Origin of the sequence: Halovulum dunhuangense, assembly GCF_013093415.1 — a bacterium.
GTDB lineage: Bacteria > Pseudomonadota > Alphaproteobacteria > Rhodobacterales > Rhodobacteraceae > Halovulum > Halovulum dunhuangense.
The window spans coordinates 1,531,860-1,549,913 of record NZ_JABFBC010000001.1 but is presented as its reverse complement, the minus strand read 5'-3'; the positions used below and the strand labels follow the sequence as shown (position 1 = coordinate 1,549,913).

17 protein-coding genes are annotated in these 18,054 nt (G+C 71.3%); 5 read left to right on the top strand and 12 right to left on the bottom strand.

Translation table 11 applies throughout. From position 1 onward, the window contains the following. Positions 1–4 precede the first annotated feature (4 nt). From HMH01_RS07590 to HMH01_RS07560, 7 genes are read right to left on the bottom strand one after another with little or no spacing between them, the layout of a single operon-like run. Positions 5–2,515 (bottom strand): glycoside hydrolase family 9 protein, encoded by a 2,511-nt coding sequence (locus HMH01_RS07590; RefSeq protein ID WP_171323945.1) that lies wholly within the window; start codon positions 2,513–2,515, stop codon positions 5–7. A gap of 2 nt (positions 2,516–2,517) precedes the next feature. Further along, entirely contained in the window at positions 2,518–3,927 is a 1,410-nt protein-coding gene (locus tag HMH01_RS07585) for an oligosaccharide flippase family protein (RefSeq protein ID WP_171323944.1), read from the bottom strand. Further along, positions 3,924–5,234, bottom strand: a complete 1,311-nt coding sequence (locus HMH01_RS07580; protein WP_171323942.1) for an O-antigen ligase family protein — start codon at positions 5,232–5,234, stop codon at positions 3,924–3,926. Before HMH01_RS07580 ends, HMH01_RS07585 begins: the two co-directional genes overlap by 4 nt. Positions 5,235–5,237: 3 nt before the next feature. Beyond that, positions 5,238–6,158 carry a glycosyltransferase family 2 protein gene (locus tag HMH01_RS07575; protein WP_171323940.1) on the bottom strand — a complete coding sequence of 307 codons (921 nt, stop codon included), beginning with the start codon at positions 6,156–6,158 and terminating at the stop codon, positions 5,238–5,240. 1 nt (position 6,159) lies between these two features. Beyond that, positions 6,160–7,116, bottom strand: a complete 957-nt coding sequence (locus HMH01_RS07570; protein ID WP_171323938.1) for a glycosyltransferase family 2 protein — start codon at positions 7,114–7,116, stop codon at positions 6,160–6,162. Continuing rightward, positions 7,109–8,083, bottom strand: coding sequence for a sulfotransferase family protein (locus tag HMH01_RS07565; RefSeq protein WP_171323936.1), 975 nt, complete (start codon positions 8,081–8,083; stop codon positions 7,109–7,111). The genes HMH01_RS07570 and HMH01_RS07565 overlap by 8 nt, the downstream gene beginning before the upstream one ends. Continuing rightward, a complete protein-coding gene (locus HMH01_RS07560) occupies positions 8,073–8,858 on the bottom strand; it encodes a WecB/TagA/CpsF family glycosyltransferase (RefSeq protein WP_171323933.1) in 786 nt (261 codons plus the stop codon). The genes HMH01_RS07565 and HMH01_RS07560 overlap by 11 nt, the downstream gene beginning before the upstream one ends. A 217-nt stretch (positions 8,859–9,075) precedes the next feature. Between HMH01_RS07560 and HMH01_RS07555 the strand changes: the two genes are divergently transcribed. From HMH01_RS07555 to HMH01_RS07540, 4 genes are all read left to right on the top strand, one after another. After that, the gene (locus HMH01_RS07555; RefSeq protein WP_171323931.1) at positions 9,076–11,262 is read left to right on the top strand and encodes a GumC family protein; all 2,187 of its coding nucleotides are present in this window, start codon (positions 9,076–9,078) and stop codon (positions 11,260–11,262) included. A gap of 164 nt (positions 11,263–11,426) precedes the next feature. Next, positions 11,427–11,633, top strand: a complete 207-nt coding sequence (locus tag HMH01_RS07550) for a hypothetical protein (RefSeq protein WP_171323929.1) — start codon at positions 11,427–11,429, stop codon at positions 11,631–11,633. Positions 11,634–11,766: 133 nt separating this feature from the next. Continuing rightward, on the top strand, positions 11,767–13,155 hold the full coding sequence (locus HMH01_RS07545) for an efflux transporter outer membrane subunit (protein WP_171323927.1): 1,389 nt from the start codon (positions 11,767–11,769) through the stop codon (positions 13,153–13,155). A 183-nt stretch (positions 13,156–13,338) separates the two neighbouring features. Beyond that, complete coding sequence (locus HMH01_RS07540) at positions 13,339–13,938, top strand: NADPH-dependent FMN reductase (RefSeq protein ID WP_171323925.1); 600 nt, start codon at positions 13,339–13,341, stop codon at positions 13,936–13,938. A gap of 70 nt (positions 13,939–14,008) precedes the next feature. Here the strand turns inward: HMH01_RS07540 and HMH01_RS07535 are convergent, their stop codons facing one another. The 4 genes from HMH01_RS07535 to HMH01_RS07520 form a co-directional block, all read right to left on the bottom strand. Further along, entirely contained in the window at positions 14,009–14,461 is a 453-nt protein-coding gene (locus HMH01_RS07535) for a hypothetical protein (protein ID WP_171323923.1), read from the bottom strand. 119 nt (positions 14,462–14,580) lie between these two features. Then, positions 14,581–14,751 carry a hypothetical protein gene (locus HMH01_RS07530; protein WP_171323921.1) on the bottom strand — a complete coding sequence of 57 codons (171 nt, stop codon included), beginning with the start codon at positions 14,749–14,751 and terminating at the stop codon, positions 14,581–14,583. Beyond that, positions 14,748–15,875 (bottom strand): YeeE/YedE family protein, encoded by a 1,128-nt coding sequence (locus HMH01_RS07525; protein ID WP_171323919.1) that lies wholly within the window; start codon positions 15,873–15,875, stop codon positions 14,748–14,750. Before HMH01_RS07525 ends, HMH01_RS07530 begins: the two co-directional genes overlap by 4 nt. A gap of 10 nt (positions 15,876–15,885) precedes the next feature. Then, positions 15,886–16,839, bottom strand: coding sequence for a sulfurtransferase (locus HMH01_RS07520; RefSeq protein ID WP_171323917.1), 954 nt, complete (start codon positions 16,837–16,839; stop codon positions 15,886–15,888). Between HMH01_RS07520 and HMH01_RS07515 the strand changes: the two genes are divergently transcribed. After that, positions 16,829–17,005 carry a hypothetical protein gene (locus HMH01_RS07515; protein ID WP_171323915.1) on the top strand — a complete coding sequence of 59 codons (177 nt, stop codon included), beginning with the start codon at positions 16,829–16,831 and terminating at the stop codon, positions 17,003–17,005. The two genes, HMH01_RS07520 and HMH01_RS07515, sit on opposite strands and share 11 nt — an antisense overlap. A 76-nt stretch (positions 17,006–17,081) precedes the next feature. Here HMH01_RS07515 and HMH01_RS07510 read toward each other — a convergent pair whose 3' ends face one another. Then, entirely contained in the window at positions 17,082–18,053 is a 972-nt protein-coding gene (locus tag HMH01_RS07510; protein ID WP_171323913.1) for a magnesium transporter CorA family protein, read from the bottom strand. Position 18,054: the final 1 nt, after the last annotated feature.

Below are 18,054 nucleotides of genomic sequence, written 5' to 3'. Positions count from 1 at the left end.
GCGATCACCCGCGCCCCTCGCCTTCCAGGCATTCCGTCACCAGCCCGCAGGCGAACAGCCACTCCATCGCGTTCGACCGCATCCCGTGCTCGGCGCAGGCGATGACCGTGCGGCTTTCAAAGATCCGGGCGTATTCCGGCCAGGCATCGGGATCGGCGGGCCAGAGCGCATCCGCGATGCGGTCGCGCTCGTAGGCCCTGAGCGGCCCGGCCGCGACCCCGAAGCTGGGCATCCCCGGCACGGTTGGCTGGGCCGCCAGGTCGAGCGAGGCGGGATCGGCGAAATCGCGCAGGCCCAACCCCTGGATGAACGAGACATTTGCGGGGTTGCAGCCCAGGGCGAACCACATCCCCTCGATGGCCAGCGGGGCAAGCGCGGACCAGTCCCCGCCGCCCGCGATCACCGCCAGCGCCGCGCGTCGCGCGCGCCAGTTCGACCCCGGCCCGAAGCGGTACCAGGCCGGCCCCCAGGGATAGTCGGTCGTCGTGTGCAGCCCGTAATCGCGCCCCATCCGCCCGCCATTACCCCCCTGCCAGGACAGCCAGCCGCGGATCTCGGCCACAAGCTCCGGATCGGCGGGCAACCCCTCCTCGGCCGCACGCAGATAGTCCGCCGCCGCCCAGGCGCAGTCTGCACGGTTGAGCGAGGGCTCTGCTTCCTGCCGTGGAAGGAAAGGGTTGCCTGCCTCGAAGGGCGCCGCATGGGCGGCCTCTCCGGTAGCGCGGAAAAGGGTGGCTGCGGCGCGGATCCGGGCGCGCGCCACCGCTGCCGCCTCGTCGGGCGCGTATCCCGAAAGAAGCCGCGCCCGCTCCCCCTCGGCCCAGTCCCAGGCCGCCACCGCCTCGGCGATCAGGGCCGCGCCCAGCACCCTGTCGCCGCAGACCTGCGCTATGACCCGGCCAAGCGCCGCCGCCCCGCCCACGAAGGTATAGGCGGACCATTCCTCGGGCGCATAGGCATAGGCGCGCTGGACCGGATCCCAGGACACCGAGCCCATGATCCCGTCCGAGGAATATTCCACGCCCCCGATGATCTCGCCATTCGGCCCCTGTGTCCGCCGCCAGAGCGAAAGACCCCAGAGCGCCTCGTGGATCAGGTCGGGCAGCACCGTCGCCCCGTCGCCCCTGTCGCCCGCGTCCCGCCGCGCGGCAACCGCCGGATCGGCGAAGCTGCACCCGCTTTCGGGGATGTTCAGGTCAAGCGCCCGAACCGTCGGGAACAGCTCGACCATCGCCGCCATGACCTGCACCGGCTCCATGTGCTGGATGCGGCGGTCCCAGTCGGCGGCGTCGTGCCAGCCGCCCCAGGCACGGGGCGCGCGCGGGCCGCCCTCGCCCAGGCTCGCCAGCAGGCCCGGCGCATAGGGCTCGGCCCGGAACCCCTCCGAGGTGCGGCCAAGCTGCACGCCGGTCGCGATCACCTCCAGCCCGTCCGCGGGATGGCCGTTGCGCGGCCTGACCCGCCCCTCGCCCTGCGGCTCGGCGATGGCGCAGCCGGAACGTTGGTGGAAATACCAGCGCGCGGCCAGCCGCAGCGCCCTTCGGTAGGGATTGCGCGCGATGGCGAAATGCGGGGTGGCGCCGACGCCTTCCACCTCCAGCCGGTAGCGGCCGGGGGTTGTCACGCGCGAGAAATCCGCCTCCCAGATGTCGCAACCGCTGAAGTTCCGCCCCTCCGCGCCATGCGGCTCGGCGGCGGGCTTCACCAGCGCAAGCGGCCCCTCGGCAACGGCCGCGCCCGCCTGGTCGCGCAGCACCCAGGTCCGCCCCCCCGACAGCGCCGCATCCGTCGCCCCCGCCGCGCCGCCCGCATCCTGCCCCAGCCAGAGCCCGGCATAGACCTTCTTGGGCCCATCCAGCGCATAGCCCGGATGGCAATGGTGCAGCACCGGCGAGGGTGTCGCCATGGCCCGCCGCAGCGACAACGGAACGCCGCCGGGGGGCGCGATCTTCAGCATCGCGCCCGGCGGCACCGGCCGGTCAAGCTCCAGCGTCACGAGATGCCTGCGCGCGTTCTCGCGCCGCCCCGGCGCGGTCTGAAGCGTCGCGGCAGGCCCGGTCTTGCGCAGCACCCGCAGCACCCTTGCCGGCGCGCCGTCCAGCCTGACCCGCCACTGCGCCGGATCGTCGCCGGGCAGGGGCCGGTCCGCCGCCTGCAAGGCCCCGACGCGCCGCGGCCAGGGCGTGAAAAGCCAGGGTGCCACATGGTTGCGGCGACCGGAAAAATTGCCCGCGGTCCCGTCCATCAGCCCCTGCCCGCCCAGCCGGGCGACCGGGTCGCGGGCCCACACCACCCGCGCATCGGGTGGCACAGGAACGGGCGACGGGATCTCGAACCGGGCATCCAGCATCTCGACCGTCACCAGCGCCGGACCGGCGAAGCCCGCGACCGGCGTGGGATCGGGCGGCAGGATCCGGACGCCCTCGACCAGCGCCCACGCCCCCCGGGGCCGGGTGGCCACGGCCAGCGCCAGCGCGCTTGCCCCCAGGATCAGCCCGCGTCGCGTGATGCCCATGCTCAGACCCCCATCCGGGCGCGCAACCGCCTGCCCGCCAGCAGGATCCCGTCATGGGCCTGCACCAGAAGCGCCAGCGCAAAGACCAGCAGCCCGCAGCCGATCAGGCCGAAGGCCAGCCAAGGCCCGGCCACCCGGTCCGCGCCCAGCAGGAAGGGCGCGGCCGCCAGCACCGCCAGCGCCATCTTGCGGAACTCGCCGCCGGGCAGCGACATCCGGTGCACCCGTGCCCCCATCACGACGAAGACCGCAAGCCCCGCCCCCCCCGTCACCAGCGCCCCGACCGAGGCGCCGATGCCACCAAGCGCCGCGACCAGCACCAGCGACACAAGGCCGTGCAGCGCGGCAAGCCCCGCCATCATCTTCAACTGCAGGCCCGAGCGGCGGCCGATGGTGAAGGAAAAGCCGAAATACGCCCCCTGCAACCCGGTCAGGAAGGCGGCCAGCGCAAGCGGCGGCATGTGCCGGGCGACCTCGGCCTCGAAGCCGCCCGCGAAGAGAAGGCGCGCCAACGTGTCGCCGGAAAGCGCGATCACCGCCGTCACCGGCACCGACACGAGCAGCAGGACCGAAACGTAGCGCTCGAGCGCCGTGCGCGTGGCGGGACCGCCCTCGCGCTCGTACAACTCGAAGATCGTGGCATCCGCCGACATCGCCAGCGTCATCATCGGCATGGCGATCGCCCGCAGCGCGATGGTCTGCGCGGCGGCGAAGGCGCCCACCTCGGCCAGCCCGACCATGCGCGACAGCACAAGCTGCGAGATCAGGACGAAGATCATGGACCCGCTCGCGACGATGCCGAGCGGCACGCCGAAGGACAGCATCGCCCGCAGCTGCGCGCGCGTGGGCAAGGCCGGGCGGCCCAGCGCCCGGACCAGCCGCCCGAGCGGCCAGAGCGCCGCAAGCCCCGCGCCCAGCGCCATGCCAAGGACGGCCGCCACCGCCCCGCCCCCGGCCAGCACCAGCGCCATGACCAGCAGCGCCCCCAGCAGGGGCCGCGCCAGCAGCACCGCGGCAAAGGCCGGCCCCTCGCGCCGGACCCGCAGCCCCGCGATCGCCACCTCGTGCCCGGCATGGGCCAGGCAATAGGCGGCCCCCGCCAGCAGCAGGGCGCGTGGCGCCCCCTCCAGCCACAGCGCCGCCGCCGCCATCACCGCCACAAGCGCAAAGATCACCACCAGCCCCGCCCCCAGCGCGATGCCGAAGGCGCGGCCCCCGAAGTCCGATGCGGCGTGAAAGCGGATGATCCCTATGCGCAGCCAGGCGAAAAGCACCCCGAAGGCGATGGTCGCCGCCACCGTCAGCATGTTGTAAAGCCCGAAGCCCACCGGCCCCAGGATGCGGGTCAGCAGCACCAGCACCAGCAGCATGATCCCCGCCGAGGCCAGGCGCGACAGGAAGAACCAGCTCACGGCCGCCCCCCCGCCGTCGCCCCGTGCCCGACCGGTGGTCGGTGGGCGGGCACAGCCCCCCGCAACGCGTCCGACAGGATGCCGAAGCGCGCAGCGACCGCGACGAAGATCATCCAGTAGATCGTCTCGCGCGACAGGATGTAGCTTTCGGTCACATTCTGCAGGACGAACATCACGAGAAACGCCATGAAGGGCACCGCCAGCGCACCGGCAGGCCCCGGCAGCACGCGCAGGATCCCCCGGATCAGCCGCAGCACCGCAAGCGCCAGCATCGCGGTTCCCAGAAGCCCGAGATTGAGCAGCGTCTCGATCAGCCCGTTATGGGAATAGAACGGCTCGTGGAAAAGCGAGGGGTCGCGGCCGATCTCGTAGACGCGGCGCGATTCCTCGACCCAGAAGGCGTTGTAGCCATAGCCCAGCAGCGGCCGCTCTGCGATATGGGGCTGAAGCAGCTGCCAGAGCGGCAGCCGCCCCGACAGGGTGGGCCTGCGGTCGATCGCCTCGAACAGCGGAAGCGCGAGGTCGGTGCCCAGGACCGCCGATCCAAGCGCGAGCGTTGCCAGAAGCCCCGCCAGGCAGGCCCACGCCCAGAGCAGGCGCCAGCGGCGGACGGCGGCGCCGGTCGCCAGCACCAGCAGCCCGGCCAGGACGAAAAGCTGCGCCGAACGGGCGCTCGACAGCGCCAGCAGCAGGCCAAGTCCCAGCGCGCCCGCCAGCATCAGCCCCCGTCGCCAGCCGCGCAGCATCAGCGCCGCGCCAAGCGTCAGCACCAGCCCCGCGCTGCAGGCGGCCCCCAGCCCGTTCTTGTGCGAAAAGGCCCCGCGCCAGGCATCGCCCCAGGGCGGCGAGGTCCGCGCCTCGGCAAAGACCGCCGCCATGCCGAAACTGACCAGCATGATGACAAGGCTCAGCGCGGCCAGCCACAGAAGAAGCCCGCGCAGCGACAGCATCGATCCGAGAAGGATGGCAAAGCCGCTGGTCACCAGAAGCGGGACAAGCGCGCGCAGCGTGTCATAGGGCGAAACGCTCCAGCCCAGCGACAGCGCCGCCAGCGCCAGCAGCGCCGTGACCTCGGGGGCCGCGCGCAGCCCCCGCAGCAGGTGGTGGCGGTAGAACAGCATCAGGGCCAGCATCGGCAGATAGAGCGCGGTCTTGATGATCGAACTCAGCCCGCCACCGCCAAGCACGACCTGGAACACGTCGCTGCCCACGAGAAGCACCAGCGCCAGCATCAGCCCCAGCACCGCCCGCCGGTCGCGCGGCGCGGCCCCCGTTCGCCGGTCCCCGGTCTGCGCTGCCCCCCCCATGCCCTAGGCCCTCAGGCTGGAGACGAAGCGCAGCGCAAGGCGCGGATGCAGCAGGCTGTCGGGATAGACCACAAGGCCGCCAAGCCCCCGCAGCAGGGCGCGGGCACGGCTGCCATGCTCGAACTCGGCCCGCACCCCGGTCCAGAAGATGTCGATCCGCCGCGCCCGCAGGTGCCGGCCAAGCTGCCGGCCAAGGCGCGCGCGAAGCACCGGGTTCGCGCGCACGGCCTCGATGCAGGCAAGCCGTCGGGCAAAGGCACCGCCGCGCCGGATCACGTTGGCGCCCTGCGCGCGCTGGCGGTAGGACAGCACCGGCGCCCCCTCCAGCAGGGCGAAATCCCCCTGCGCCGCCAGACGGCACCAGAATTCCCAGTCCTCACCGAACCCGAGGTCCGGGTCGTAGCCGCCCGCGGCCGCGATCGCCGCGCGCCGGATCAGCAGCGCGCCGCCATTCACGACGAAATTCTTGCGCAGCAGGCCTGTCAGATGATCCGCCGCGGGGACCAGCGCGCGGTTGTCCGGCCCGTCGATGCGGGTGCCATCCTCGGCCATGCGGGCGACCCCGCCAAGAACCGCGGGCGCATCCCCGGCCTTCAGCCGCGCGACCAGCCGCGCCAGCGCGTCGGGCGCCAGCAGGTCGTCGGCATCCACGAACAGCACCATGTCCCCGCGGCTTTCGGAAAGCCCGCGGTTGCGCGCGGCACTCACCCCCGCCGCCTTGCCCCGGATCAGTCGCATCCGCCCGTCGCGCGCCAGATGCGCCCGCACGATCGCCGCGGTCCGGTCGGTCGAGCCGTCATCGACGATCACCGCCTCCAGGTCGGCCAGGCTCTGGCGCGACAGGCTGCGCAGCGTGGCGCCGATGAAGCGTTCCATGTCGCGGGCGGCGACGATGACGGACACGACGGGAACGGGCGCGGCCATCTCAGCGCCCCGATCCGGGGCGCAGCGCCGGGGCGGCGGGCGCATATTCCAGCACCACCACATCGGCAAAGGCCGACAGCATCCCCAGCCCGCGCGCGAGCTGAAGCCGGCCGCGCATCCGCAGGACCGGGTCGGCCAGACCGGCCAGCATCCGCAAGCCGCCCCAGCCGACCGCCCCGATCCCCTTGGCGACCCTCAGCGCACGACCCCGCCTCCGCAGCCGCGCGATCCGGCCCAGCGTGTTGCCCATCCGCCGCGCACGCCTCAGCGCCCAGTCGGGGCCCAGCCGCGCGGAAGGGATCCAGTCATGCACCACCGCGCCCTCGGCCGCCACGATGCGCCCGCCCCGGTCGCGCAGCCGGGCGAAGAATTCCTCGTCCTCGCCGCCGCTCAGGTTGAAGGCGGGATCGAAGCGCAGTCCGTGCATGCGCAGGAACCCCGCGCGCACCACGCAGTTGCAGGTCGCCGCGAAATGCAGCGCCGCCCCCTGCGGCCATGGACCAAGGCGAAAGATCCCCAGCGCCTCGACCCAGTCGGGGGGGGCCTCGGCGTAATGGGGCACCACCGGCCCCTGCGCCACCGTGGCGCCGGTCTCGCGCAAGGTCGCGATCATCGCGGCCAGCCAGCCCGGCGCGACCGTCTCGTCATCGTCAAGAAAGCCCACGAGGTCCGCATCCTCGGGCACGCAGGCAAGGGCCCGGTTGCGGGCGGCGACGATGCCGCGCGCGGGCTCCGGGACCAGCACCGCGGGCCAGCGGCTTGCCCGGCCCAGTTCGGCCGCATCGGCAAAGGCGGGCGCGGCGGGGTCGTTGTCCACGATCACCAGAAGGACATTCGGCGCGGGCCCGTCGAAGATCAGCGCGTCGAGGCTGCGCAACAGCGCCCGGATCCCCTGCGGCCTGCGAAAGGTGGAAACGCAGATGGCGACATTCGGTCTGGCGGGCAGCGTGTCACGCATGGCGCGGATACCCCGCCAGATCCAGCGCCCGCCCGGCGATCCGCTCGAAGCGGGCCTTGCGCGCGGCGCTCCAGCCGGCCCAGCGCGCGACGGGTGCGAAATCGGCCGCGGCCGCCTCGGGCGCCCAGCGCGCATCGCCCCGCGCCGCCGAGCGCGACGAGCCGCGCACCGGCAGCCGCAAGGCCCGCTCCGGATCCAGCCTTGCGGGATCCAGCCCGCAATGGGCCAGCATCTGCCCCAGCGCGCGCGGCGGATCGGCGACCGCCGCCTCGTAGCGCAGCACCATGATGTCGGGATGCGCCCGCGGCCCACCGGGCGCGAAGGACAGGATCGCCTCGGTCCCGAGCCGCCATTCCTGCGCCAGCTGGGCAAAGGTCTTGCGCCCCGGCCGCCAGCGCGAAAAGCTGTGCAGCGTGCTGTCCAGAACGTCACGCCCGTCGCGCAGGCACAGGATGATCCGCGCGCCCGGAAAGATCAGCGGCGCCAGTGTCAGGTTCTGCACATGGGGCGATTTCAGCAGGACATGGCGCGCCCCCGCCTCGGATTGCAGGCCGCGCAGCCACGCACCGCCAAGCAGGGCCAGCGCGTCCCAGCGGCCCAGAACCTCGGCATTGCGGGGAAAGCCCGCGAGGAACTCGTCCATCGCGCCCCGAAAGCCGCGGGCGGCCTGTAGCAGCGGGAACTCGTAAAGCCGCCCCGGACCGGCGCAGATGTCGGGATGCAGCGCCAGCAGGTCGTGCAGGTAGTTGGTGCCGGACCGGGGCATGATGCCCAGGATCAGCACCGGCGCAGGCCCCTCGCCCCGTGCCCCCCGCGCAAGCGCCGCCAGCCGCGCCGCGTCGGCGGGCGCGATCTCGGGCAGGAAATCCGCCCGCGTCAGCCAGGACAGCCCCGCCGCCCGCCGCGCAAGCCGCCCCAGATCGCCCAGCCGCTGCGCGGCCAGCACCGCCCGCAGCTCAGCCGGCATGGCGATCCTCCCGCGCCCCCAGCAGGTCGCGGCGCACCACCTGCCACAGCGCGTGCGGGATCGTCACCGCGTAGCGCCCGACCAGGTAGCGCGGCCCGGTCGCGGCCCGGTGCAGCCATTCCAGGCCCGCGCGCTGCATCCACCGCGGCGCCCGGCGATAGTCGCCCGCCACGAAGTTGAAGCAGCCCCCGCAGGTCACGACCCAGCCGCAGCCCAGCCGTTCGCGGTTGGCATGGGCAAAGACCTGCTCGCGCGGCTTGCCAAGCCCGACCCAGACCACGTCGGCACCCGATGCGGCCACCGCATCGCAGACCGCAGCCTCCTCGTCGCAGGGGAAATACCCGTTCCGGCGGCCCGCCAGCCGCAACCGGGGATAGAGTTGAACCAGCCGCTCTGCGCAGCGGCGGTTCACCTCCTCAGTGCCGCCAAGCAGGTAGAAACCGAGCCCCGCGCCCTCGGCCGCGCGGGCGGCCGCGTGGATCAGATCGGTCGTCGCCGTGCGCTCGGGCACCTGCGGCCCCCGCCGCAGCCGCGACAGCCAGACCACCGCCTGCCCGTCGGCATGGACGATATCCGCGCCCGACAGGGCCGCCGCATAGGCAGGGTCGGTCGCCCTCAGCGATATGGCCTGGGCATTGCTGTCGAAGACCAGCACCGGTGGCGTGCCCGGTCGCGCGCGCCGCTGCGCGCAATCCTCCAGCATCCGCGCGACCAGGCCCGCCTCGGTCAAGGTCGCGACCGGCACCCCGCCTAGCATGATGTGCTGCGCCTTCATGGGCTGCCCCGTTCTTCCACCGCGCCGCGTCACCGGCGCGGGCTTCCCTCGGTCCAGTCCTATCGGGGCGGCACTACCTTTGATTGAGAAATGTCAGTCCCGGTTCGGACGCAGGCCGTAACGCTGGAACCGAAGACCGCCGCCGGGGCCGTTCCCCGTGCGATCGTCGGCCACATTCCGGGGGTCCGCCGCGGATCCCTCCGTCCGGGAGAGTGCGATGCGCCATGAGTACACGAAAACGCTCGAGCGGGAGTTCTTCGGTGCAGGCATCGGCGCAGCGCAGGATGACGGGGACAACGCGATGCTGATGGCGCTCTGGATGGCGCTCCTGCGCGCGCGCTACTGGCTGGTGGGCGCGGCGCTTCTGGGCGGCATCGCCGCCTATGCGCTCAGCTACCTCTTCGAGGTCCGCTACACCTCCGAGGCGCAGGTGATGATCGAGACCCGCGTCACCAACGACCCCGCCTTCGCCCCCGGCATGGCGGGGCTGCCCACCTCGATCACCGCGCTGGAAAGCGAGCTCGAGGTGCTGCAATCGCCGGACCTGATCCAGCGCGTCGTGGACCGGCTCGACCTGCGCAGCGACGCGGAATTCGCCAAGCAGGACGAGGCCACGGACGCTGGGGGCGCTGGGGACGCTGGGGCCGCGCCCCTGCCTGCCGACCCCGACGCCGCCGTGGTCAGCGCCGTGCGCGACCGCAGCAGCGTCGAGCAGATCGGAAACATGTCGGCGGTTTTTTCCATCACCTTCACGTCGCAAGACCCTGAAAAGGCGGCACTTCTGGCAAATACCCTTGCCGAGGAATACATCGCCGCCCAGATCGAGGAGAAGCTGCGCGCCCTCGACCGTTCCCAGGCGTGGCTGTCGGACCGCACCACGGAAATCCAGGAGCGCCTGACCACCCTTGGGGTAGAGCGGGAAAATCACATCCTTGCAGAGCCTTACACGCCGGAAGATCTCCAGACCATGAAGGCGTCCCGCGCCTCGATGGAGCGACGGATCGCCGACCTGGAGGCAGAGGCCGCCCGCCTCGAGACGACCCACGCCGCGATCGCGCGGCTTCGGGCCGATGGCAACCCGCTCGACGCCGCCGCGATGATCGCGGTCCCCGGCCCGGAACTGTCGCAGGCAATCTTCGAGGCACGCGCCGGCGACCTGGCGGTGCTCGACGCCGCGCTCGACGCCGCCGCGGCCCGGCTGAGCGAAGAGGCGACGGCAACCGCCGCCTCGGCCGCATCGATCCGGCGCGAGGCGGACCTGACCCAGGCCGAACTGTCCGCCCAGGCCGAGCGAGACGCCGAGTTGCGCCGGATCGAGAACGACATCCGCGTGTCCGAGGCGATCTACCAGGACTTCATGGCCCAGCTCAGCCGCCGGACCCAGCAGGACCGCTACCTGAACCCCGACGCGCGCATCATCGCGACCGCCCGCCCCTCTCCCTATCCGTCGGAACCGCGGCGCAAGGTGATGGCGGTGGGGGCGGCCTTTCTCGCCACCCTGGGCGCCGCGGCGCTCGTGATCCTGACCGAGCTGCGCCGGACCAGCCTGCGCACCGTCGGCGAATACGAAGGGGCAAGCGGCCTGCCGGTCCTGGGCCTCGTCCCCGAGGCATCGCCCAAGGCGGTCGCGCTGCCCGCGCTGCTCCAGGCCACGGCGCCGGTCTGGCCGGGGCTGATGACCTCGGCGCGCAAGCTCTATTCCAGCATCGTGACCGAGCTGGAGGCAAAGCCGCGCGGCGTGTCGTTGCGCGGCAGGATGCGGCCCCGGCCCGCACCCGAGCAGGCCTCCGCCCAGCGGCTGCCCGCGCTGCGCACCACCAAGGGGCAGATCATCGCGGGCGTTTCCAGCATGCCCGGAGAAGGGAAATCCACCGCGCTCCTGCTGCTGGCGCGCGCCTGCACCTTTGCCGGCGAACGCGTGCTGCTGGTCGATTGCGACTTCTGGCACAGCCCCTATCGCGGCACCGACGGAAACGAGCTCGACCGCTTCACCGAAGCCTTGTTCGATCCCGAGCACAGCGACCGGCTGATCCGCGAGACGGGCGAGAACGGGCTCCACCTGCTGCCCGCGCCCATGGGGGTCGAGGATCCGGCCGCGGTCCTGATCTCCGAGGAGTTCCGCGCGCTTCTCGAATTCCTCCAGGCCCGCTACGACCGCGTGATCCTCGACACGCCGCCGCTACTGGCGCATGTCGATACGGCGGCGCTCTACCGCTCGGCGGACTCCATCCTGCTGATGACCCGCTGGAACGCGACGCCGCGGGGGGCCGTCGAAAGCACGCTGCGGATCCTTTCGGATGTCGGCGTGCGCCCAGGCGCGGTGGTGGCCACCCGCGTGAACACCGTCCGCGCGGGCGCCTATGGCGACAACATGTTTTCCCATGCCCTGCGCGCGTCGGCCTGACCCCCGCCCCCGGTGCGGGCCGGACGATCGGGCTGCTGCCCTGATTTGGCCCCCTTTTGCCGGCATTCTTGGCAGGATCCGGCCGATCGGGCCCGCGCGATCAACTCCGGCGCGCGTTCCCCACCCGGTCGGGTATGGTGGACCCGAGGGAGAGTTTGGGCAGCATGACCTTTTCACTGGCAATCGGACTCGTTGCAGGGCTGATCGCGGCCATCCTGGCGCTGATCGCGGGCGCCGGGCCCTGGCTTGCCGTGCTCGCCTATGCGCTGACCGGTGCCATCGCCATCGCGATCAGCGCCCTTCTCGCCGCCTACCGGCCCAGCCTTCCCAGGCGCATGGCCGACCTGGTCGAAAGCGACCTCAAGGACTGAGCCTGCGCCCCGCGCGCGGCCGTCCCCACCCGTCCCACAAGTTCCGGTCATCAACGGCTGCCCGCCACCGGGCGGCCCGTTGGCATTCGCCCGCAAATCACAGGAAACCAGCGACTGGAGGGACAGATTGACCATGTACACATACCGTATCGGCCTCGCATTCCTGACCACGGCGGGCCTTGCCGCCTGCGATGTCAGCGAACCCTACCAGCCGCCTGAAATGACGATGCCCGCCACCTTTGCCGAGGGCAGCAGCGCCAGCGTCGGAGAGACCCGCGCCATCGCCTGGTGGGGCGCGTTCGGCGACCGCCGCCTCGACCAGCTGGTCGCGGCCGGCCTTGCCCAGAACCTCGACATCCGCATCGCCCGCGAACGGGTCGCGGCGGCAGGTGCCGTCGCGCGCGGCGCAGGCGTGCCCTTTGCCGGCGGGATCGGCGCCGATGGCGGCTACCGCGGCGGCAGCCCCGACGATCCCACCGAACGCTACGCGACCGGCGCGCTCAGGGTGTCCTGGGTGGCCGATCTCTTCGGCGGACTTGGCAGCGAACGCCGCGCCGCCGCGGCCGAGCTGGACGCCGCCGGCTACGGGGTCGAGGCGGCGCGGCTGCTCTTCGTGGCGGAACTGACCGCGGCCTATATCGACGCGCGCTTCTTCCAGGAAAGCATCGCGCTCACGCGCCAGACGCTCGCCTCGCGCCAGCGCACGCTCGACCTGACCAACCGGCTGTTCGACGCGGCATCGGCCACGGCGCTCGACGTGGCGCAGGCCCGCGGCCTGGTGGACGAGACGCGCGCGCAGCTGCCCGTGCTCGAGACCGGCTTCCGGCGCGCGGCGCACCGCGTCTCGACGCTGATGGGCCAGCCGGCAGACACCTATGTGGGCTTCCTGTCAAGCGGCGCGCCACAGCCCTGGCCAAGGCGGATCTACGGCGCGGGGGTGCCCGCGGACCTGTTGCGCAACCGCCCCGACATCCACATCGCCGAGCGCGACCTTGCCGCGGCCACGGCCCGCATCGGCATCGCGCGGGCCGATCTCTACCCCTCGATCGGGCTGCTGGGCGTCATCACCGGCACGGCGGCGGCGAAAAGCCCCGACGAAAGCACCTGGAGCTTCGGGCCGATCATCAACATCCCCCTCTTCGGGCGCGAACGCCTGAACGCCACCGTGTCCCAGCGCGAGGCGCAGGCCCGCACGCAGATGCTGGTCTGGCAGAACACCGTCCTGCGCGCGGTCGAGGAAGTGCAGAACGGCATCGTGGGACTTGGCCGCGACCGCGACGCCGTCGGCGCCCAGCGGCGGGCGGTCAACTCGCTGGCCGAGGCGCTGCGCCTGGCGCAGGAAAGCTACGAGCGGGGCGAGACCTCGCTTCTCGCGGTGCTCGACGCGGAACGCGCCGTGGGCCGGGCGCGGAACGAGCTGGCTGCCGCCAACCGCCGCCATGCGCAGACCTTCGTGGCGCTGAACACCGCCATCGGCGCGGGCCGCGGACTGGAGTCACGGGGCGACGGACAGGGGTCCTGACGCCCGACCGAACGGGGGGCGGGGCGTCCCGGACTGCGGGAACCGCAGCCGGGGCGCGCCCCCGTCATATTGCACCGCAGCGGAACGGATTGTTCAGAAACAAGCATCAAAAACCGCCTTGTGTCGGGCGGAAGGCGTCATACATCGACAAACAGACGTTTTCCCCCGCACAAGGAGCATGGAATGAGCCTGCCTAGAATCGCCATCGTCATCGGAACCACCCGCGAGGGCCGCTTTGCCGACACGCCCGCCGCCTGGATCAAGGCGCTGGCCGAGGCGCGCAAGGACGCGACCTACGAGCTGGTCGACCTGCGCGATTTCCCCCTGCCGCTGTTCGACGAGCCCGCCTCCCCCGCCTGGGCCGAGCCGAAGAACGACGTGGCCAAGGCCTGGGGCGAGAAGGTGGCCTCCTATGACGGCTTCATCTTCATCACCGCGGAATACAACCACTCGATTTCCGGCGCCCTGAAGAACGCGCTCGACTACGCCTATACCGAGTTCAACCGCAAGCCCGCGGCCTTTGTCGGCTATGGCGGCGTGGGCGGCGCGCGCGCCGTTCAGCAGCTGCGCCAGATCGCGGTCGAACTCCAGATCGCGCCGCTGCGCAACGCGGTGCACATCGGTCTCCAGGAATTCATGGGCATCGCCAAGGGCGAAAAGACCTTCGCCGATTTCCCCTATCTCGAGGATTCGGCCATCAAGATGCTGGACGACCTCGCCTGGTGGACCGGCGCCCTGAAAGCCGCCCGCGACGGCCGGATCGAGGCCATCGCCGCCGAGTGATCGGCAAGGCCAGCACAATCGGAAGGGCCCGCATGATGCGGGCCCTTTTCGTTCCGAACGCACCGCCGCCTTACCGCGCAAGCTGCTCGATGCTTCCGTCTGCGCGAACCGTGAAGGCCATCGGCAGGGGCACGGTCACGCGGCTTGCAAGAGGCGTCTCTCCCTGATCCCGGCGCTGGCGTTCATGCTCGGGCCATGCCTCCCGCGTGGCGGCATCGACCACCGGCTCCAGGGTCCAGAGGGCGATCCGACGCCACTCTCGCGCATGGCCCGCGGCCGCCAGCGCCTCCCGCCTGCGACCAAGCCGAAGCGCGAATAGACCGCACCCCAGGGCCGTCGCCGCCAGGATCGCCACGCCAAGGACCGGGACCGCCCAATCCACCGCCGCGGGCCAGGGATCGTCCCCGAACACATGAAGCCACAGGACGCCCATAAGCGTGCCAAGCACACCAAGGGCCAGCAGCGGCCCCAGCAACAGCGCCCAGGCAAGCCCCGCCAGAAGATATCCGCTGCGCAGTCTCATGGCCCGACGATACCCGACAGGCCGCCCGGTGTCGAAAACTCCTCACCCGAAGGCAGGCGCGCGCGCAGACAGCAAAAGGCCCGCGCAAGGCGGGCCCTTTTCGTGGCAGCGGGGATCGCTCAGTTCGACGGCGGCGCCGAGCAGTGCGCGCCACCGGCGGCCAGCCCCGATCCCAGCGCCAGCAGGGGCGGCGCCTGGTAGGGGTTCAGCGGTTCGCTTGCGCCCAGATCCAGCGCGATCACCGCGATCAGGCCGGCCAGCACCAGCAGGGCTACGGGACGGCGGCTCATGCGCGTGCCTCCAGCCCCAGGGCGGGGCGCATCCGCACGCCGATGACCGACCCGGCGAAGGCCGCCACGAACCAGACCCAGCCATGCAGGCTGCCGGTGGACACGCCGCTGAAGAAGGCGCCCACGTTGCACCCGAAGGCCAGGCGCGAGGAATAGCCCAGCACCAGCCCGGCCAGGATCGTGGCGACCCAGGCCTTCAGCGGCAGGTTCGGCACCCGGGCCGCCAGCCCGCTGCGCCAGGACGCGATCAGGAAGGCGCCGCCGATGATCCCGATATTGGTCAGCGAGGTGACATCCGTCAGCACGCTTTCGGCCAGCCGCTCGGCATTGACCGGGGCCGCCCAGAAGGCGTTGGCCGACAGGTCCGCGCCCAGCGCCTGAGCGCCCTTCGCGGCCCACAGCCCAAGGCCATAGACCACGCCCCAGGGCTGGCCCGCGACCACCAGGTTCAGAAGCGCCAGGCCCGCCACCGCGACCGCCGCCCAGATCAGCCGGCGCGGGATGGAACGCGTGCCGGGCGCGGCCAGCACCAGCGCCACGACCGCCACCGCCGCCAGCCCCGCCAGCGTGAGTGCAAGGCCGCCGGTGCCGCTCAGGACCACCAGCGGCGCGGTGCCCAGCCCCGTCCACCAGTTCAGGTGCAGCGCGCCCGCGAAACTGCCCAGCGCGAAGAAGGGCAGCGCCACCGCCCCGATCGCGTTGCCGCTGCCCGCGTTGACCAGCGTGCCGGAACCGCAGCCCAGCACGATCTGCATGGCTGCGCCGAAGACGAAGGCGCCGCCGATCATCGCGATGCCCACGGGGGCGTGCGCGCCGTTCAACTCGGCGCCGTTCGACTGCAACAGCGGAAAGGCCACCACCGCGACCAGCCCGATCGCCAGCAACTGCGCCAGCAGCCCGGCCGGCTCGCGCCGCAGGATCATCGCCCGCCACGGGCCGGCAAAGCCGAAGCGCAGCCCCTCCAGCGCCATGCCGAAGCCGAGCCCGATCAGCAGAAGCGCGCCGTAGCGCGCGCCCGCCATCGCCGCGACCGCCAGAACGGCGGCAAGCGCCAGGACGATCAGGCCCCCGCGCTTGAGAAAGACCCCCGCCGGGCGGGGGTCCGCAAGTGTCGTGTCGGCCATGTAAGCCTCCTCAGAAGATGCTGGTGACCTGCTTCCACAGATTCTTCAGCGGGCCGGGCACGTTGTCCATGGGCAGGCCCGCATTCGACCAGCCGACCATCGACTCGGGGTAGAGCTTCACGTTCTCGACCCCGCCCAGTTCGGACAGCACGAACCAGTTGGTCGCGGCCCAGTGCCCGGTATTGCAGAAGGACACAAGCTGGTCCTGGCCGGTATAGCCGTTCTCCTCGACCAGCCGGGTCACGGCGGCCACGTCGATCAGCGACGGATCGTCCGAGAACCAGCGCGAGTGGGTGAAATACTGCGACTGCGGCAGCGTGCCGGGGCGCGCGGCGGCGGCATGGGCGGCATCGCCCGTCCAGAACGCCTCGGGCCGGCTGTCCAGCAGAAGACCCGTGTCCTGCCCCTCGACGATGGCCAGGATCTCTTCCTGCGTGGCCAGCCACTGGTCCGAGATCTCGACCGTGATGTCGCTCGGGAACTCGGTATACGCCTCGGTGGTGGTGGGCAGCCCCGCCTTCACCCAGGCGTTCATGCCGCCGTTGATGATGGCGATCTCGCTCACGCCGGCGGATTTCAGCGTCCAGTAGACGCGCGCCGCACCGCCGAAATCGGTCTCGTCGTTGCCCTGGTGCACGATCACCGTGGGCCGGTCCTGTTCCACGCCCCAGAGCCGGAAGTTCTGGGTCAGCTCCTCGTTCGAGGGCAGCTGGCCGGGGTTCTCGTCCGGGCCGCGGAACATCCGGTAGGGCGCGAAGACCGCCCCCTCGATATGGCCGGCCTCGTAGGCGGGCTTGCCGTCCACCTCGCCCATGCGGATATCCAGGATCAGCGGCTCGACGCTGTCCTTCACCTCGGCCAGTTCCTCGGCGGCGATCAGCGGGCCGAAGCCCTGGTCCTGCTGCGCCAGCGCGGGCACGGCCATGAAGGCGGCGGTGACGGCTGCGAAAATCATGTTCTTCATCGGATCGACCTTTCCTGAAGGTGATGTCTGTGGCAGCAATTGGCGCTTCGGCGCCGAAACACAAGGGGACAAAATCCCGCGCTACCGGCCCGAAGGCGCCGCAAACAGGAATTTGATCGACGCATTGCCGCCCGAAACCGGAAGCCTGTTCCACCCGATGCCCTGATATCGGTCGAATGTTCTTCCGCCGCAAAGCCAGGCGGAAACGGCGTCTTATTTCGACGCCGCCGCGCCCGGCCGGCTCAGAGCCAGCCGCGCCGCTTGAAATACACGAAGGGCAGGATGGCCGAGGCGATCATCCCCAGAATCGCCGCCGGATAGCCCAGGCGCCAGCCCAGTTCCGGCATGTGCTCGAAGTTCATCCCGTAGATCGAGGCGATCAGCGTCGGCGGCAGGAACACCACCGCCGCGACCGAAAAGATCTTGATGATCGCGTTCTGCTCGATCTGGATCAGGCCAAGCACCGCCTCCAGCAGGAAGGTGGTCTTCTGCGACAGGAAATTCGCATGATCGGCCAGCGCCCGCAGGTCCGTCGCCAGCCCGCGCACCCGCTCGCGCATCACCTTCTCCATGCGCTGCGCCGTCAGCGCCTGCCCCAGGAAACCGACCAGCCGCTCCATCGTCACCAGGCTGTCGCGGATGTTCGAGGTCAGGTCGCCGGTCCGGCCCAGATGCTCCAGCACGGCCTGGTAATCGCTGCCGCGCGGGCGCTTGCCCTCGGCGGGCTTGAACACCTTGCCCGACATGGCATCGATCTCGCGCCCGACATGCTCCAGGATGTCGGCCAGCCGGTCCACGATGGTGTCGAGCAGCCCGATCAGCACCGTCTCGGCGCCGGTGCAGCCCATGTCGCCCTTTTCCGCCATGGCGGGAAAGGTCGCGAAGGCGCGCGGCTCGTGGTAGCGCACCGTGATCAGGCAATGGCCCGCCAGAACGAATGTCACCGGACCCATGTAGGGGTCCTGCCCTTCGGCGCGCGCGGGCAGGATCGCGGTCATGTAGGACACGCCGTCCTCGGTATAAAGCCGCGAGGACAGTTCGATCTCTTCCATCTCGGCGCGGGTCGGCACGTTCAGGCCCAGCGCCGCCTCGACCCGCCGCTCTTCCTCGGCATCGGGGGCGATCATGTCGATCCACACCAGCGCGTCGAGACGCGCCATCGCATCTTCGACCGGCCGCAGCCGCCCGCCCTCGCATGTGAACCCTCGGATCATG